The sequence below is a fragment of the Paenibacillus sp. 22594 genome (assembly GCF_052044425.1).
Classification (GTDB): Bacteria; Bacillota; Bacilli; order Paenibacillales; family Paenibacillaceae; genus Paenibacillus_AQ.
In genome coordinates this window covers 273,600-291,731 of sequence record NZ_JBQENA010000007.1, presented here as the reverse complement: position 1 = coordinate 291,731, position 18,132 = coordinate 273,600, and the positions used below count along the sequence as shown (strand labels likewise).

The following is an 18,132-nucleotide window of genomic DNA, read 5'->3' as shown; positions in this document are numbered from 1 at the left end:
AAAATAAATAAAGAAATTTTGCTTGTAGCATTGGTGGTGCTTGGAGTATACTATTCCCGGGATGGTTAAGCGCTTACCCCTTGGGAGGATAAGCGAAAATGGTAAATCCAATCGTAGTAGGGATTATTGGCGCAGGCAGAATCGGTCGCCTTCATGCAGATAATCTGCGTGTGATGCCGTCGTTTAAACTGAAATCAATCGCAGAAGCTATGGTAGGTGAGGAACTGCTGGAGTGGGCAGAAAGCCGCAACCTTGGCTCTGTATTTACAAATGGGGAAGATTTGCTGAATGACCCTGAGATCGAAGCGGTGTTCATCTGCACGCCAACGGATACCCATGCATACTGGATCGAGCAGGCTGCCCGTGCTCACAAGAGTATTTTTTGTGAGAAACCGATCAGCCTCTCGTCAGAGCAGACCAGCCGGGCACTGCAGATTGCCAAGGAAGAAGGCGTACTGATTCAAGTCGGCTTCAACCGCCGGATGGACCCGAGCTTCCGCAAGCTGAAGCAGCTGGTTCAGTCCGGACAACTGGGCAAGCCTCATATCGTGAAGATCACTTCGCGTGATCCGCAGCCACCCGGTGAGGCTTATGTCCTTTCTTCCGGCGGTATGTTTATGGATATGACGATTCACGATTTTGATATGGCCCGTTACCTGATGGGTGAGGAAGTGGTTGAGGTGTACACCCGGGGTGCCAATCTGGTTGACCCGATGTTCGGGCGCTGTGGTGATGTGGATACAGCCGTCATCACGCTGACCTTTGCCAGCGGCGCGATCTGTGTCATTGATAACAGCCGGAAGGCCGTCTATGGCTACGACCAGCGGGTAGAGGTGTTCGGTTCCCACGGATCGGCCACCGCCGACAATTGCCGTCCGACTACGGTGGAGGTGTCTACCGCGAGCTCTGTCACCCGCGATCAGCCGGAGCATTTCTTCCTCGAGCGGTATAATCAGGCTTTTACGGATGAGGTTGCCGCATTTGCACAGGCGGTTCGTTTGCAAGAGCCGCTCATTTGCAGCGGCATGGACGGCCAGCAAGCGGAGCGAATTGCTGAAGCTGCTAAGGAATCGCACCTGACCGGGCTTCCGGTCAAGTTGTCACACCATGCAGGAGAGGGAATGCCAGCAACGAGTCAAGTATTGTAAGCGGATGCACACCCTGAAGACAGAGGAGGCCGGTGAAGATGTCCGAATTAATCATTAAGGCCGGAGCACCCGGCAAGGATGGACTTGTGGCGGCAGTGAGCAAGGAGAGCGCCGGATGGAAATATGTAGGTTTTGAAGTGTATCAGCTGCAGGCCGGGGAACTATTAAGCCGCAGTGCAGAAGGAAATGAGATCTGCCTGGTGCTGCTGGCAGGCAAGGCTGATGTAAAGGTAGACGGCATAGTCTTCTCCGGCATTGGTGAGCGCATGTCTGTGTTTGAGGATGTGGCGCCGTATGCGGTGTACGTTCCCGCCGGAGCCCATTATGAAGTTACCGCCCTGACAGAGCTGGAGCTTGCCGCATGTCTGGCGCCAGGGACGGGCAAATATTCACCCCGGCTGATCGCTCCTTCTGACGCTGTGGCCGAGAACCGGGGGTTTGGCAGTATGTCGCGCCGGGTGGTCAACATCCTTCCGGAGCAGAGTGAAGCGGAGAGTCTGCTGGTGGTCGAGGTGCGTACGGGCGGCGGCAACTGGTCCAGCTATCCCCCGCATAAACATGATCAGGACAATCTGCCGGCAGAGTCCTATCTGGAAGAGACATACTACCACCGGGTCAATCCCGCCCATGGCTTTGTGGTGCAGCGGGTGTACAATGATGACCGCAGCCTGGACGAGACGATGGCCGTGGCTGACCGCAGCATTGTGCTGGTTCCGGAAGGGTATCATCCGGTATCCGCGCCGCCGGGCTACGATTCTTATTATCTTAACGTGATGGCAGGCCCCGTCCGTACCTGGGTCTTCCACAATGATCCGGATCATGAGTGGTTGTTCGGGGCGCAGCAGCAGCCAGACAGACGGGAATAATCAATGGGTTGGCCAAAGAGGGGCTTCCGCAGGGCGGAGGCCCCTCTTTGCGCAAATAGAAGGAAGGGTGTGTCACACCAACGTTTTTATTCCCCGCAGAGGACGGATACCTGATTCGATTCGCAGTATCGCTGCTTCGGAAGCACAAGTTACAAAAGGACAGCAAAGCCGTTTCCACGGGTAAGTGGTCAAAGCGTAGTGCGGGCGAGATACCGGCTGCAACTGACGGGTACGGCACCGCATAATAGACACCGTCTGGCGAGTTCCCTATAATCAAACGTATAAGATTGCAAGAAGGTAAAGGCGGGCCTATTAACGATGAAACCTACGATATATGATGTGGCACGTGAAGCGGGAGTCTCTATCGCTACAGTGTCCAAGGTGCTGAATAAGAGCGGGAGGATCAGCGACAAGACGCGGCAGAAGGTCAGCAGTATTATGGAAGAGCTGAATTACCAGCCCAGCATGGTGGCTTCTGCACTGACGAGCCGCCGGACGGGAACGATCGGGCTGATGATTCCCGATATTGCCAATCCTTTTTTTGCTGAAGCAGCCCGCGGTATTGAGGATTACGCCCAGGGGCAGGGGAGCGATTTAATCGTCTGCAGTACGGACCGGGACGATGAGAAGGCGGCAAGGTATATCTCGCTGCTCTTGCGCAAACGGGTCGATGGCCTGATTATCGCATCTCATGTCGGGAATCCCGACATGATCCGCCGTCTGCTGGCCGATCATGTGCCGCTCGTGCTATTCTCGGCGGATATCCGTATGATGGAGAGCAACTCTGTCACGGTAGATGACTATAAGGGCGGCTATCAGGCAACGGAATATTTGCTGTCCCTGGGACACCGCAAGCTCGGCATCATCTCCGACAATCTGCCGGGAAGCAAACTGCGCGCCGAAGGCTTCCTGGATGCGCTGAAGGCTGCGGGCGTCCCCTTTGATAATCCGGCGAATATTACACATACTTCGGCCACACTGGAGAATGGCCGGAAAGCGGCTGCAGCGATGCTTGGCCAGGCGGAGGAAGAGCGTCCGACAGCGGTGTTTGCCTGTAACGATCTGCTCGCTATCGGGGTATTGAAGGAGGCGCGCGGCTTAGGGTTGTCTATTCCCCGCGATCTGTCCGTAGTGGGCTTTGACAATACCATGCTGGCTGAGATTTGCCATCCTTCCTTGACCAGCATTGCCCAGCCCCTGCGTGAGATGACAGAGCAGGCTATGATCCTGCTGAATCAGGCTATCGATAATCCGGATAGTCCCAAGCGCAAAATCATGCTGATGCCGGAGCTGGTTGTCCGTCATTCCACGGGTCCGGTGCCGCATTAAGAAGCAAAGGAAACCAAGCTGCGCCCGAAGTCCGGGCGCTCATCATTATGCAGGCTTGTTCTCCGCTACCCAGCGGTGGACAGGCTTTTTGTTGTTGCATACCTTGAGCCGACGAGCCTTCCTCAGGAAACCTTGGGCTTTCGGCGGATCAATGCTTCCGAGGCTAGTTTTGTAAGTGTGCTCAAGGTAGCTGATGCTATTGAACTTTTAAGGAATGCGGAATCCTTAGGCGGGGAGGGGCAAGGGCAAGGGCAAGGGCAAGGGCAAGGGCAAGGGCAAGGGCAAGGCAGGGGTAGGAGTAGGAGTAGGAGTAGGAGTAGGAATAGGAATAGGAATAGGAATAGGAATAGGAATAGGAATAGGAATAGGAATAGGAATAGGAATAGGGCCATCGGAATCCCGGCGAAGTGAAGTGGAATTAGTAAACTTAAATGGGCTAAAAAACTATCTGTAGAGGGAATAGTTGGAAAAAGGAAACCTAATTCAAGTAAAATGCGCTTTTAGGGTGCGAATCGGTCGGATTAACTCTACTTTTTCCAACTAATGCTTGGGGAGAAACTGGCAGGGAGGATTTAAGTTCACTTATTCCACTTGAGCTTGCACGGCTTTGGTCATGGTCCAATATTTGTCCGTGGTTCTATTCATTTGCTGCCGAATGGGCCAAAATTATGGAAACGCTTCAAATTCGGGATTGCCAAACCAAGACTTCTCAACTATACTTAAGTAGAAAATTAGGTTAAGCGCTTACCCTCCCCCGATGATAGTTGTTTTCAAAATACGCAGAGAATATCTCGAATACTTTTTCATTTAATTTAATTACATTTAAATCGATTAATTTATTCGATTTCACCAATTTCACTTAATCTCATGAGTCTCATGAGTCTCATGAGTCTCATGAATCTCACTCAGTCTTACTTAGTCTTACTTAGTCTTACTTAGTCTCATTCAATCTCAATGAATCTCATTCAATCCATCTCAGACTATTCTTCCTAAGTGTTATTTCCACTGAAAGCTTTTTCAAGGAGGCGCCACTATGAACGGTTTACAGTTCGATCCCGCCCGGCCGCTGGATTTAATCGCCGTCGGCCGGCTATGTATTGATCTTAATGCCAATGAAACCGGAAGACCCATGGAAGAGACGCTGACGTTCACCAAATATGTCGGCGGCTCCCCCGCCAATATTGTAATTGGCACGGCGCGGCTGGGCATGCGCACCGGCTTCATCGGCAAGATTGCCGATGACCAGATGGGCCGTTTTATCCGCACCTATCTGCAGAACAACGGTATTGACGACAGTCAGGTGACTATTGACCGGACCGGTGCGGTGACCGGGCTTGCTTTTACAGAAATCAAGAGCCCGCAAGAATGCAGCATTCTCATGTACCGGGACCATGTAGCAGATTTGCTGCTGACCACGGAGGAGATCTCGGAAGATTACATCCGGAAGTCCAAAGCGCTGCTGATCTCAGGTACGGCACTGGCACAAAGTCCCTCCCGCGAGGCTGTGTTTCTGGCGCTGGAATTTGCCCGTAAGCATAATGTCACTACATTTTTTGATCTGGATTACCGCCCTTACACATGGAAATCTGCCGCAGAAACGGCTGTCTATTATAACCTGGCTGCAGAGAAATGCGACTGCATCATCGGTACCCGTGAGGAATTCGACAGTATGGAGAACCTCTACAACGAGAAAGGTGCAGACGATGAAGCAACGGCCAGCCGCTGGTTCTCGCACCGGGCGAAGCTGGTGGTCATCAAACATGGCGGGAGCGGCTCTATCTCCTACACGGCAGACGGGAAGAAGCACCGGAGCGGTATTTTTCCCGCCAAGGTATTGAAGACTTTTGGAGCCGGAGATTCTTATGCCTCAGCATTCATCCACAGTCTGATGCGGGGAGACACTGTCAGCGAGGCCATGCGCCGGGGCAGTGCTTCCGCATCCATCGTCATCTCCCGCCACAGCTGCTCGGATGCCATGCCAACCCTGGACGAATTGGAAGCGTTCTTAAGCTCTAATGTAGAAGTGGGTTCGGGCTTGGAGTAAGAAGGCTGCAGAAGCGGAGAACACCAATTTAGAGTATCATCTCGAAGCAAACCTACTAGATAAGCTGAACTTAAGAATGATGGAAGGCTGATTGAATTAACTCTTGTGGTCCAAAGGATTTCTCCAATACAGCATGCAAGATTCTTAAGTTCACTCCATATAGCAGGAACAGATTACTAGAGTCGAAGGAGTGGAGCAGGATGGAACAGCAAATCGCGAAAGTGCTGAATAATTATATTGACGGGCAATGGGTAGAGGCGGATACGAAGCAGACGGAGACGGTGTATAATCCGGCTTCAGGTGAAGAATTAGCGAGGGTTCCGCTGTCCGGGAGGGCAGACCTGGACCGGGCTGTGGCTGCGGCGAAGACGGCTTTTGAAGGATGGTCCAAAACACCGGTGCCGCGCAGAGCGCGAATATTGTTCAAATACCAGCAGCTTTTAGTAGACCATTGGGATGAACTGGCGAAGACAATCACCCTGGAGAATGGAAAAAGCTTCAAAGAAGCGTACGGCGAGGTGCAGCGCGGCATCGAGTGTGTGGAGTTCGCCACCGGGGTGCCGACACTAATGATGGGCCGGCAGCTGCCGGATATTGCAACAGGAATCGAGTCCGGGATGTACCGCTATCCCATCGGTGTGGTTGGCGGCATTACGCCTTTTAATTTCCCAATGATGGTGCCCTGCTGGATGTTCCCGCTCGCTATTGCCTGTGGCAATACCTTTGTACTGAAGCCTTCTGAACGCACACCGCTGCTGGCGGCGCGTCTTGCCGAGCTGCTGGAAGAAGCCGGACTGCCAAAGGGTGTATTCAACCTGGTTAACGGTGCGCATGATGTCGTGAACGGCCTGCTGGAGCATCCCGATGTCAAAGCAATTTCCTTTGTAGGCTCGCAGCCGGTGGCTGAATATGTATTCAAGAAGGGCACTGCTCATTTGAAACGGGTTCAAGCACTGGCGGGCGCAAAGAATCATTCCATCGTGCTGGCGGATGCGAACCTTGAGGCTTCGGCCAACCAGATTGTTAACGCAGCCTTCGGCTCTGCCGGCGAACGCTGTATGGCTTGCTCCGTGGTAACGGTGCAGGAAGAGGTGGCGGATGAGCTGATCTCCATCCTGCTGCGGGAATGTGACCGGATGAAGATAGGCAATGGTCTGGAGGACGACACGTTTCTGGGGCCGGTTATCCGTCAGGGCCATAAGGAGAGAACTGTCTCTTATATAGAACAAGGCGTGGCGGAGGGTGCGAAGCTGCTCAGGGACGGCCGGGAGGACGCCGCCGTGCAGGAGAAGGGTTATTTTATCGGACCCACGGTGTTTGACGGGGTGACCCGGGACATGAAAATCTGGCAGGAGGAAATCTTCGCGCCTGTATTGTCGGTGATTCGTGTCAAGGATGTGATGGAGGCGGTTGAGATCGCCAACGCGTCACGATTTGCCAACGGAGCTTGTATTTTTACGAATGACGGCGGAAAAGTGCGCTATTTCCGCGAACATATCGAGTCAGGCATGCTTGGTGTCAATGTCGGGGTACCGGCACCGATGGCCTTCTTCCCTTTCTCCGGCTGGAAGGATTCCTTCTATGGTGACCTTCATGCGAACGGAAGCGACGGGGTTGAATTCTACACACGCAAAAAAGTCGTTACTGCCCGCTGGCAGTAAAGGGTACGAGAGGAGGGGATACATGTGGAACGAATCAGATTAACGACAGCGCAGGCACTGGTGAAATTTCTGGACCAGCAATATGTAGACTTTGGCAGCGGGCCGGAGCGCTTCATTCATGGGATATTCACCGTCTTCGGTCATGGCAATGTACTAGGCCTGGGGCAGGCGCTGCAGGAAGCACCGGGTGGATTGACCGTGTACCAGGGGAGAAACGAGCAGGGGATGGTCCATGCGGCAACCGCATTTGCCAAGCAGAGCCGCAGACGGCGGATCATGGCCTGTACCGCTTCAGTGGGACCTGGCTCAGCTAATATGCTGACGGCTGCAGCCACTGCGACGGCTAATCAGATTCCCGTCCTGCTACTGCCTGGCGATACGTTTGCTACCCGGCAACCCGATCCGGTGCTGCAGCAGATGGAGCATACTCATAATCTGTCGATCACGGTCAACGATGCCTTCAAGGCCGTGAGCAAATATTGGGACCGGATCTGCCGGCCGGAGCAGCTGATGACGGCACTGCTGAATGCCATGCGTGTGCTGACGGATCAGGCTGACACCGGAGCAGTTACGCTTGCGCTTCCGCAGGATGTGCAGGCCGAGGCTTGGGACTACCCGCTTGATTTCTTCCGCGAGCGCATTCACCGGGTCATTCCCCGCCTTCCTCATCCGGAGGAGGTCGCTGCGGCGGCAGATCTGATTGCCGGCAAACAAAGACCTCTCCTGGTCTGCGGGGGCGGGGTACGATATGCGGACGCCGGACCAGAATTGCGTGATTTTGCAGAAAAATTCGCGATCCCGTTCGGTGAAACACAGGCCGGAAAAAGTGCTGTAGAAAGCGGCTGCGCATACAATCTGGGCGGTATAGGGGTTACCGGCAACGGCGGTGCCAATGCCCTGGCTGCAACAGCTGATCTGGTGATCGGCGTAGGAACCCGTTTTACAGATTTCACCACAGGCTCAAAAAGCTTATTCACACATCCCGGGGTAGAGTTTCTGACGCTTAACGCTTCTCCTTATCATGCTGCCAAGCTGGATGCACTCGCTGTGGTCTGTGATGCGGCGGAAGGTCTGACTGCATTGTCTGCAGCCTTGGAGGAGCGCGGCTATCGTTCCGCTTATACGGATGAAATCGTGTCCGCCAAGGAGGCGTGGGAAGCAGAAAGAAAACGTCTGGCAGGCATAGAGTATACCGGGAATGGGGATGAAAACAGTCTGGAAAGCCTCTTCGTACCCGAGATTGCCGGACATCTGGATGAGCTGCTCCCGGATTATGCAGCGAAGCTGAAGACCTCACTGACGCAAACACGGGTGCTTGCGATCATCAATGAGAGTATTCCCAAAGATGCTATCGTCATTGGAGCCGCAGGCAGTCTGCCGGGCGATATGCAGCGCATGTGGAATGCTGCTGTTCCGGATACTTATCATATGGAGTATGGATTCTCCTGTATGGGGTATGAAATCTCTGGTGCGCTCGGTGTGAAACTGGCGGAACCGGGCCGGGAGGTATACGCACTGGTAGGTGACGGCAGTTATCAAATGCTACACTCTGAGCTGGTGACAAGTCTTCAGGAAAATAAGAAGATCAACATTATTCTGCTCGACAATGCGGGCTTCGGCTGCATTAACAATCTGCAGATGGAACAAGGCCTGGACAGTATGGGCACTGAATTCCGCCACCGTGGCCCGGACGGCCGCTTAAGTGGTGAATTGATGCATATTGACTATGCAGCCAGTGCAGCAGGCTATGGGGTGAAGACCTTCCGTGCGGCAACGGCTGAGCAGCTGCGAAGCGCCCTGGAGGAAGCCGGGAAGCAGGATCGGTCCACGCTGATCGACATCAAGGTGCTGCCAAAGACCATGACCCATGGCTACGGCGCCTGGTGGCATGTCGGGGTACCGGAAGTGTCCGGCAGCGAAGCGGTGCAGGCGGCCTACGAGCAGAAGCGCGTACAATTAGATCAAGCGCGCAGCTACTGATAGAGTCTGAGCCCGGAATTCCTGATATCACTTGAATAATGAACGAAACATGCGGCGGGCCTACACCCGCCCTATTACGGATAACGGAAGGGATAGACGCGATGATGTTCAAAGAACATGCGGTGAAGCTGGGGATTGCCCCCATTGCCTGGACCAATGACGATATGCCTGAGCTCGGGCGGGACAATACCTTTGAGCAGTGCATCAGTGAAATGGCACTGGCGGGATTTCAGGGAAGCGAGGTGGGCAATAAATATCCGCGCGACCCGGAGCGGCTTCATCAGGCGCTTGCGCTCCGCGGACTTCAGATTGCCAGTGCCTGGTTCAGCGCATATCTGACAGTACGTCCATATGAGGAGACCGCTGCGGCATTTTGTGCGCACCGTGACTTTTTGCATGAGATGGGGGCCAAGGTGATCGTTGTTTCAGAACAAGGGCGGAGCATACAGGGGCAAATGGATACGCCATTGTTCACTGATAAGCCTGTGTTTACAGAAACGGAGTGGTCCGCACTCGCGGAAGGGCTGGGCCGTCTGGGCCGTCTGGCGGCAGAGAAGGATATGACGCTGGTGTATCACCACCATATGGGGACCGGAGTCCAGACCGCGGCCGAAATTACCCGGCTGATGGAGCTCACGGAGCCGAATGAGGTGTCTCTGCTGTTCGATACGGGACACCTGGCCTTTGCCGGCGAGAATCCGTTAGAGGTACTGCGTGTTCATATACCCCGGATCAAGCATGTACACTTGAAGGATATCCGGCCGGAGGTTGTCGATCGTGTCAAGCGGGAGCAGCTCAGCTTTCTGCAGGCGGTAAAAGCGGGAGCGTTCACCGTGCCTGGTGATGGCTGCATTGCGTTTGCAGAGATTTTCACCGAATTGGACCGTTACGATTATACGGGATGGTTCGTGGTGGAGGCGGAGCAGGATCCGGCGCTTGCAGATCCTTTGGAATATGCGATAAAGGCACGCCGATATATCAGAGAAATCAGCGGTTTATAAATCACAATGGTGACGATTCGCCGCTTGGCAGGTGCTTAACAATGCCTGGGCGGATGTGAATGCGGGGTTGCACGGGTGTGTGCATCCCGCCTTTTTGATTTGTTGTTTAGCAAAGGATACGGCGGCGGGTTCCGGACACAGGAATGCGGTTACTATAGGCCATTCCTGTATTTTCCATTGCGTTTCTGGTTGGCCGGGTATACCCGGCATGTGCTATAATGGCAGAACTTCATACGAAGCCCCGTTCGTGAATGCGCTTCCAATATTTACTACCGTGCGTATATTGGGGACCGAACCGCGGCTTATATTCATATGTTTGTTAGAGGGGGTTGTCCATTGTTCCGTACCTGGTATCGCCGGTTGCTGCTGTCGTACTTTCCTATTTTTTTGCTTACTGTGACGATCCTGATTTTCGCTTCTTTTGTGTTTATTAACGATATTTCACGGACAGAGACCCAGAAAGCGGACCGTATCGCCGCCAAATATCTAGTGGATAATGTAGAGCGGACCATCAAGGAAGTCGAGCTGTCGGTACTGGAATCCGCTGAACGAAGCGATGCCTATAAACGTTATTTCAACAGTGAAGGCCAGAGGGATACCGGGGCAATCTATGCGGTGGCCGAGAACCTGCGCATATTGACAGACGACTCGTCTTACATTCAATCCATTTATGTATATGACAAGAAAAATGAAAGCGTTATTACAGAAACTGGATTAAAGAATCTGAACGGATTCATAGACGAAGATTGGATTCGCCGCGTTACCTCCGGCACGGTGAAGGAGGGGTGGCAGCCCGTCAGAGAATACAAGGACGAGTTCATTCAGCGCACGCCTGTACGTGTGCTTACCATAGATAAAGGAATGCCGCTGCCCTTCGGCTCAGAGGGTGTGCTTGTAATCAATATCAAAATGAGCGGAATTGAACAGATTGTGGACAGTATGGTTAACGAGCAATTGTCTTTCCTTACGATCTATGGAAGCGATGGACAGACATTGTACCAGGCCCATTCGGACAGCGAAGGTGCCGAGAAGGGCAAGCTGCTGAACACTGTTTATCTGGAGAAGCTTGGCTGGAAGTTCGCCAGCGGGATCAAGGCCGGCAACCTGTTCAGCTGGGTTTCTGTGATCTCCTATCTCTGGGTGGCGATTGCGTTCGGAACCGTGGTGTGCGCGGTTCTATACCTGATCTATGTTACCCGGCGCAATTATAAGCCGATTCAGGTGATTATGAACCGGATTGAAGGTCATCAAATCCGGACGATGGATCAATCCGCCTCCAGGCCGGATGAAATGATGCTCATTGACGGAGTGCTGGAAGATCTGATCAACCATATGACGGATTATGATAAAAAGAGCAGGGAGAATCTGCTGCTTCAGCGCAGCAAGCTATTCACCGATCTGCTGCACAGTGAACGGCTGGACAATGTCGTCCAGCGGATGGAGGAGCTGTCGCCGCTCTCTGGTGCCGACTCTTCTTCCCGTTTCACGGTTGTGCTCAGTGAAATTAACAGCTACGAGAAGGTATTTCAGGATCGATACACCAGGGGTGATCAGAATACACTTAAGTTTGCCCTGATGAATGTGTTTCAGGAATTGGCCCGGGGGGCGGATTTGCAGGGCTGGGCGGAGTGGATCAGTACCGACCGGGCGGCGATTCTCTTCCTGGCCACCGGAAATGATGAGGAGATGACGGAGAAAATCCGTCTATTTGCCGAGCAATGCCGTTCCTGGGTTGAGCAAAATTTGCGCATCTCTCTTAGCTTCGGCATTGGCCCGGCGGTATCCGGTCCGGGTTCGATTCGGGAATCCTATGTGGCAGCGGAGAATGTCATGCAGCACAAGCTTCTGATGCACGAAGATATCGTTCTGGCGGAAGGCAGGGACTCACGCCAGCCGCTGCTTGAAACGTATAAGTATCTACAGATGATTGCGGAGTTCGTCAAGCAGTTTCGAATGTCGAGCGGCCAGTGGCGGCAGCGGCTGGAGGGGATTTTTGACGCGTTTGAACAGGACTTTCTGCAGGATGCCGATATTCGTTCTCTAATCCAGGCTATGCTGCAGATGCTGAACCGGGAAGTAGCCGTAATGTCAGAGCAGCTGCAGGATGAGCTGTCGGCGGAGAATGCGGCGGAGCAGTTGAAGCTGCTGGAAAAGGCGGAATCCATTCATGAGGTGAAGGGCATTCTGTTCGAGTATCTGACCGATGTATTCCGCACCTATGTTTCGGTCAGCGAAACCAAAAGTTACAAGGCAATGGTAAATGAGATGAAGAAATATATTGAAGAGAATTTTGCCAATCCGGATCTTTCTCTGAAGCATTTAAGTGACCGGTTTCAGATATCCGGCAAATATGGCAGTTATCTTTTTAAGATGGAGTTTAATATGAAGTTTGTTGATTTCCTTACGCAGCTGCGGATGGAGGAAGCCGAAAAGCTGCTGCTGGAGACGGAATGTTCATTGCAGGATATAGCGCTTAAGGTGGGTTATGCGAATGCCATCACTTTCGGGAGGGTATTCAAACGGGTGACCGGAATTACGCCGGGCGATTACCGCTCTTTGAAGCGCGGGCACAAAGCCTCCACAACAGAATCGTAAGCCGTATCCTTTGTACCGGATGAAAGGTGAACGGCCCGGACCGGAATATTGCTCGCCAGCCTCCGCCGGGAGGACGCAAGCAGTGTTCCGGTCTTTATTTCAGAAACCTTGAAAGCGCTTTATTTTACGAAAACAGTGGTTTGGATAAACAGGAAGGCCGAATTCACGGCAAGGTGCATTTCCGAAACAGGTTTATTGTCAAATGATCGAAAGCTATGAAATACTGTGGGCATCCCAAATGACAGGCGGCAAGGCAGAGCACAGGATGATGTGATGTGAATCCGCTTCCAGGGGATATTTAGGATTAAGGCTTGGGGGAACATAAAGTCACCATTACGGCCTGTACAGGCGAAGGAGATGGAAAGATGACAGTGAACACAAACCAGAGATTTTGGAAGAAGGCAACGGGGATCACATTGACTGCGGTAATGGGGGTTTCTCTGCTGGCGGGATGTTCGTCCGATTCCAAAGAGAATGCAGCAAACGGAGGGACGCCGACGGAGGGAAGCAGCGCTAAGCGCGTTACCTTAAAGGTGGAAGTGTTTGACCGCGGCAACAGCCCGGCGCCTCAAACCATTACCAACAACTTTTTATCTAAGCTGGTGCAGAAAAATTTCGGTGATCCGAACAACATTGATGTTCAGTATGTACCTATTCAGCGCTCTGAGGAAGTTACGAAGCTGAACGTGCTGATGGCGAGTGACAGTGATGTACCTGACATCGTGTTCACGTATGATTCAAGCGTATTTTACCGCTATGCGGGACAGGGCGGTCTGACCGATGTCGGCAAACTTCTCGATGAATATGGTCCAAACCTGAAGAAGTTTATCGGTGACGAAACACTGGCATTCGGTCAGCTGGATGGCAAACAGTTCTCCATTCCGGGTAAACGTGCTATCACGGGCCGTTACAGCTCCTACATCCGTCAGGATTGGCTGGATAAACTGAGTTTGCCTGTTCCAAAGACGACGGATGAGCTGTATACAACTTTGAAAGCGTTTAAAGAGAAGGACCCTGGCAAGCTTGGCAGCAAAAACATCCCGATGGGTATGGCACTTGCGCCGGCTCAGTTTGAAACACTGATCTACTCCTTCATTAAGCCGATCAGCGGCGATCTGACTTACAGCCAGCGGTACGAGCTGCCGCTCCATGAGGGCTTCAAGGATGCAATGCAGTTTATGAACAAGCTCTATAACGAAGGGCTGATCAGCAAGGACTTCGGTCTGGATAAAGATAAAACACAATTGGCTAAGGACATCCAGAATGGCAACACCGGCTATTGGTCAGAAGATGTGGATGCCCAGTTCTACAAAGACGGCACCATGGATAATCTCTACAAAAATGTGCCGGGAAGCAAGGTTACTCCGGTAGATGTGTATACCAATGCCAAAGTTGATAACAAGTACATTAAATCCCGCTATGCCTCTAACGGTATGTACATCATGATTCCAAAGAGCAGCAAGCGCGCCGTAGAAGCGATTAAATACCTGGATTGGATGTCCACAGGCAACAACCTGATTGATATTTACAATGGGGTTGAAGGTGAGAACTATGATATGGTGGACGGAATTCCGGTGGTCAAGGAAAATGTCTCTCAAGAATTTGCCGATCGCCTGTTCAATGGTGGCGACATGGCCATCATCTCTAACGGTAAGAACCTCGGCGATCAGGCAACCAACGAAAAAGCATGGGTGATGGGCTTCCCGAAAAACAATCAGGAAATGCTGAAGCAGTCGATCACTATCGCCAACACGGACACCGTAGGCCCAATTGTCTTCGGCAAGCCGATTGAAGGGGAAGCGCAATATGGCACCACACTTACAGATAAGCTCGACGTGATCATTGTAAAAACAACGATGGCTAAACCGGATCAATTTGAAGCGGTGTACGAGCAGGAAATGAAAGACTTCATGTCTTTGGGCGGAACGAAGCTGAAAGAAGAACTAGAGCAGGCGGTTAAGGAACTTCCGGCTAAATAGACAAATATAAAAAGTGAAAGCTGGGGGGAAGTGAAGGCCGCTTCACCCCGGTTTTTCTCCATAGGAGGAAACCCCATTGAGCAAAGCGTCATATTTAAGACGGTATTGGCAACTGTACGCGCTGCTTGCACTGCCGATTGCCTATTTTGTGATCTTTCGCTACGGTCCGATGTATGGTGTACAAATTGCGTTCAAAGATTTCAACCTGTTTCAGGGAATCGGGGGCAGTGAATGGATAGGATTTGACGCCTTCCGCGAGGTTTTTGGCATGAGGGAGTTCTATACTACCCTGCGCAATACGTTTATGTTGAATTTTCTTGATCTGATTGTCTCTTTCCCGGCCCCGATCATACTCGCGATTATGCTGTATGAGATCCGGTCGGTATGGTTCAAAAAAATATCGCAGACCCTTTTGTACATCCCCCACTTTATTTCCTGGGTGATCATCGGGGGAATCGTATACCAATTGTTCGGCAACCAGTCCGGTATGGTGAATGAAGTTCTGGTAGGTCTGGGACTGGACCCCGTACCTTTTCTGACGGAAAAAAATCCGTGGCTGATCACCTATCTCTTCACAGGTGTCTGGCAAAGCGCCGGTTGGGGAACCATCCTGTATCTGGCAGCCCTAACGGGTGTCAACAGGGAGCTGTTTGAAGCTGCTGAAGTGGATGGAGCGACAAGACTCAAGAAAATCCGTTACATTACGCTTCCAAGCATCAAACCAACCATCATCACATTGCTGATTCTCAACCTCGGAAAAATGGTCAGCATCGGATTTGACCGTCCTTACGTGATCGGTAATACAACGGTCCGTGAATACTCCGATGTGCTTAGCACCTTTGTATACCGGATTGGTCTGGAATCCGGGCAATATACGCAGGCTACCGTCATCGGGCTGTTCCAGGCCGTGGTGGGGCTGGTGTTCATTCTGGGTTCTAACTATATTTCGAAAAAAACGACCGGTGACGGCATTATATGACAAGGAAGGAAGGAGGCGGAGTGCTATGAGTGAACGTACCTCAAACCGGATTTTTGATATCGTTAATATTACATTGGTTACGTTGTTCGTTTTATTCTGTCTGGCTCCGTTTTTACACATCATTGCGGTATCCCTAAGTTCCAACCGGGCGATTACCTCCGGCGAAGTCACCCTTTTCCCTATTGAAGTGAACTGGGATGCATACATTCAGGTGTTTTCGAATGATTCCATGATCCACTCTCTGATCTTCACCATTATTCTGACGGTAGCCACAACTGTGCTATGCATGCTCTTCACCATCGCAGCAGCCTATCCGTTGACCAAAAAGAATCTGAAGGGCCGTAAGATCTTCATGTATCTTATCGTCGTTACAATGTTTTTCAGCGGCGGAATTATTCCTGAATATTTGCTGATCCGCGATTTGAAAATGATTGATTCGGTCTGGGCGCTTATTCTTCCCGGCCTGGTCAGCCCTTTTAATCTTATTATTCTGATTTCCTTTTTCAATAACATTCCTCCCAGTCTGGAGGAGTCAGCTGAAATTGATGGCAGCTCCCATTTTCACACACTGATGCGTATTGTGCTGCCGTTATCCATGCCTGTCATGGCTACGCTCGCTCTCTTCTATGCAGTGGGACGGTGGAACGGCTTCCAGGATTCCCTGATGTATATCAACAGCCCGGAACTGTATCCGCTTCAGCTGAAGCTGTTCCAGATGGTACAGAACAATATGGTCTCTGAGCTGACACAGCTGGAAGGTTCGAACAGGACTGCACTGACACCGGAGAGCCTCAAGGCGGCCACCGTCATTTTCGCCACAGTCCCTATCCTAGTTGTGTATCCGTGGCTGCAGAAATATTTTGTTAGCGGTGTTATGCTGGGTGCTGTCAAAGGCTGAACCGTTAACGGTCAAGAAAGGAGAACACTGTTATGGAGGATAAGGGAGTCTTCTCTTTCTCAACATGCTGGAACATTAAACGCCATACCATAGGCAGTGAAATGGTCCGGGAAATCCGTGAGCTCGGCTTTCACCGCGTGGAGCTGAATTATAATGTGACCCAGGAAATGCTCACTACCATCGAGCCAATGATCGAGCGGGGAGAGATCGGCATCTCCAGTGTCCACAACACCTTCCCTCACGTTTCGGACCCTGATTATGGTACAGATTCCGTACTGCTCGGCTTCGGGGAGGAGGATAAGCGGCAGCGTGCGATCGAGCTGCTGGTCCGCTCAGCCGAATACGCCCAGCGCTATGGAGGCGAAGCGGTTGTTGTGCATCCCGGCGAAGTGCCCTTTCCGAATGATATCAGCAAAGAGCTGGAGCAGATCTATAACGGACAGGGCAGAGATTCGGAGGCTTACCGCAGCAAGTGGGCGGAGCTGATGGAGCGGCGGGAGACATATAGCGCCGGCTATGTACAGAAGATCATCGAAAGTCTGGATGAGGTATGCAACCTGGCGGTGTCGAGGGGGCTGAATGTCCGCTTTGGGATCGAGACCCGCTCCAGACCGCAGCAGATTCCGACGCTCGCGGAAGCCAAGACGATCATAAAGGCGCTAAAGGGAGCACCTGTAGGCATCTGGTACGATACCGGTCATGCCATTATGATGGATCGCTTGGGACTGTACGATAGTGTGCGGGAAATGGAAGGCCTGATGGAGGATATTGTGGGTGTCCATATTCATGAAACCCTTGGTCTTTCCGATCATTGGTGCCCCTATGTGAACAGCAAGGATATGGAGTTCTACGATGCCTATTTGCCGATGATCGAGCGGGCACAAGTCAAGGTGTATGAGCTGAAGGCAGCCTGCCAGCCGGAAGAGATCGATGAAAGCCATTCGCTGCTTGCGGCCAAGCTTGCGGCCAGAGGTCAGGCCTAATGCTGAGCGATGCCGACCGGCTACTGGCTGCCAGATATGCCCCGTGCTTATTGTTCGATCAGTGCGAGCCGTTCTTTCCTGTTCGCTTCGGTATAACGGTACTGCGGCAGGAGGGGGACTCTCCTTCCTTCCGGCGGCGTCTGATTGTAAACCGCCCTGATGTGGAGGCTGTTGTAGAATACGCCATTTATTACGATTATGATATTCAGCATCTGTATGATCTGGAGCATGTGTGGGTATATATCGCCAGGAATGGAGAGGTGGCGGATGTCGAGGTCAGCTTTCACGGTAAATACCTGAAAGGGCTGCTGCGCGGACGGACTAATCTGAGCGGCACGCGGGCTGCTCTGTATGTCCAGCCCGGCAAACATGCGCTCTCTCCGCTTCCTGAACTATTTGAGCTGCTGCCGGGATTTGTGTCCTGCACGCAGGAGGAGGCGGGCGCAGACGGCCTGATCTACGGCGATTTCTATAGTGGAGTTCTGGCGGCGGACGAAGACATTGACAGCCGGGTCCGCCGTTACCTGCAAACCTTCCGGTTCACTCCCTCTCTGTCTTACCAGAGCTGGGACTATGCAGACCGGGAGGACCTGTTCGTTTCCTGGAGTCAGTTATTTGCTGAGATTCCTGAGCGTATTGGGAGAGAGCTGGAACGGATATAGGAACCTG

13 protein-coding genes are annotated in these 18,132 nt (G+C 52.2%); all 13 read left to right on the top strand.

Annotated elements, in window-relative coordinates:
- Positions 1–98 precede the first annotated feature (98 nt).
- Positions 99–1,148 carry an inositol 2-dehydrogenase gene (iolG, locus tag ACTJKB_RS22360; RefSeq protein ID WP_440836572.1) on the top strand — a complete coding sequence of 350 codons (1,050 nt, stop codon included), beginning with the start codon at positions 99–101 and terminating at the stop codon, positions 1,146–1,148.
- Positions 1,149–1,186: 38 nt separating this feature from the next.
- Positions 1,187–2,014, top strand: a complete 828-nt coding sequence (gene iolB, locus ACTJKB_RS22355) for a 5-deoxy-glucuronate isomerase (RefSeq protein ID WP_440836571.1) — start codon at positions 1,187–1,189, stop codon at positions 2,012–2,014.
- Between the two features lie 318 nt (positions 2,015–2,332).
- Positions 2,333–3,343, top strand: coding sequence for a LacI family DNA-binding transcriptional regulator (locus ACTJKB_RS22350; protein WP_440836570.1), 1,011 nt, complete (start codon positions 2,333–2,335; stop codon positions 3,341–3,343).
- 1,033 nt (positions 3,344–4,376) lie between these two features.
- Positions 4,377–5,387: a 5-dehydro-2-deoxygluconokinase gene (gene iolC, locus ACTJKB_RS22345; protein WP_440836569.1), complete on the top strand. Its 1,011-nt coding sequence runs from the start codon at positions 4,377–4,379 to the stop codon at positions 5,385–5,387.
- A 200-nt stretch (positions 5,388–5,587) separates the two neighbouring features.
- Positions 5,588–7,048 (top strand): CoA-acylating methylmalonate-semialdehyde dehydrogenase, encoded by a 1,461-nt coding sequence (locus ACTJKB_RS22340; protein ID WP_440836568.1) that lies wholly within the window; start codon positions 5,588–5,590, stop codon positions 7,046–7,048.
- 24 nt (positions 7,049–7,072) lie between these two features.
- Positions 7,073–9,028 (top strand): 3D-(3,5/4)-trihydroxycyclohexane-1,2-dione acylhydrolase (decyclizing), encoded by a 1,956-nt coding sequence (gene iolD, locus ACTJKB_RS22335; protein ID WP_440836567.1) that lies wholly within the window; start codon positions 7,073–7,075, stop codon positions 9,026–9,028.
- Positions 9,029–9,132: 104 nt separating this feature from the next.
- On the top strand, positions 9,133–10,029 hold the full coding sequence (gene iolE / locus ACTJKB_RS22330) for a myo-inosose-2 dehydratase (RefSeq protein WP_440836669.1): 897 nt from the start codon (positions 9,133–9,135) through the stop codon (positions 10,027–10,029).
- Positions 10,030–10,365: 336 nt separating this feature from the next.
- Positions 10,366–12,624 (top strand): helix-turn-helix domain-containing protein, encoded by a 2,259-nt coding sequence (locus tag ACTJKB_RS22325; protein WP_440836566.1) that lies wholly within the window; start codon positions 10,366–10,368, stop codon positions 12,622–12,624.
- 365 nt (positions 12,625–12,989) lie between these two features.
- Complete coding sequence (locus tag ACTJKB_RS22320; RefSeq protein WP_440836565.1) at positions 12,990–14,603, top strand: extracellular solute-binding protein; 1,614 nt, start codon at positions 12,990–12,992, stop codon at positions 14,601–14,603.
- Positions 14,604–14,679: 76 nt separating this feature from the next.
- Entirely contained in the window at positions 14,680–15,582 is a 903-nt protein-coding gene (locus ACTJKB_RS22315; RefSeq protein WP_074110440.1) for an ABC transporter permease, read from the top strand.
- A 25-nt stretch (positions 15,583–15,607) separates the two neighbouring features.
- A complete protein-coding gene (locus ACTJKB_RS22310; RefSeq protein ID WP_440836564.1) occupies positions 15,608–16,480 on the top strand; it encodes a carbohydrate ABC transporter permease in 873 nt (290 codons plus the stop codon).
- A gap of 32 nt (positions 16,481–16,512) precedes the next feature.
- The gene (locus tag ACTJKB_RS22305; protein ID WP_440836563.1) at positions 16,513–17,463 is read left to right on the top strand and encodes a sugar phosphate isomerase/epimerase family protein; all 951 of its coding nucleotides are present in this window, start codon (positions 16,513–16,515) and stop codon (positions 17,461–17,463) included.
- On the top strand, positions 17,463–18,125 hold the full coding sequence (locus ACTJKB_RS22300; RefSeq protein ID WP_440836562.1) for a hypothetical protein: 663 nt from the start codon (positions 17,463–17,465) through the stop codon (positions 18,123–18,125). The genes ACTJKB_RS22305 and ACTJKB_RS22300 overlap by 1 nt, the downstream gene beginning before the upstream one ends.
- The last annotated feature ends 7 nt before the right edge of the window (positions 18,126–18,132 follow it).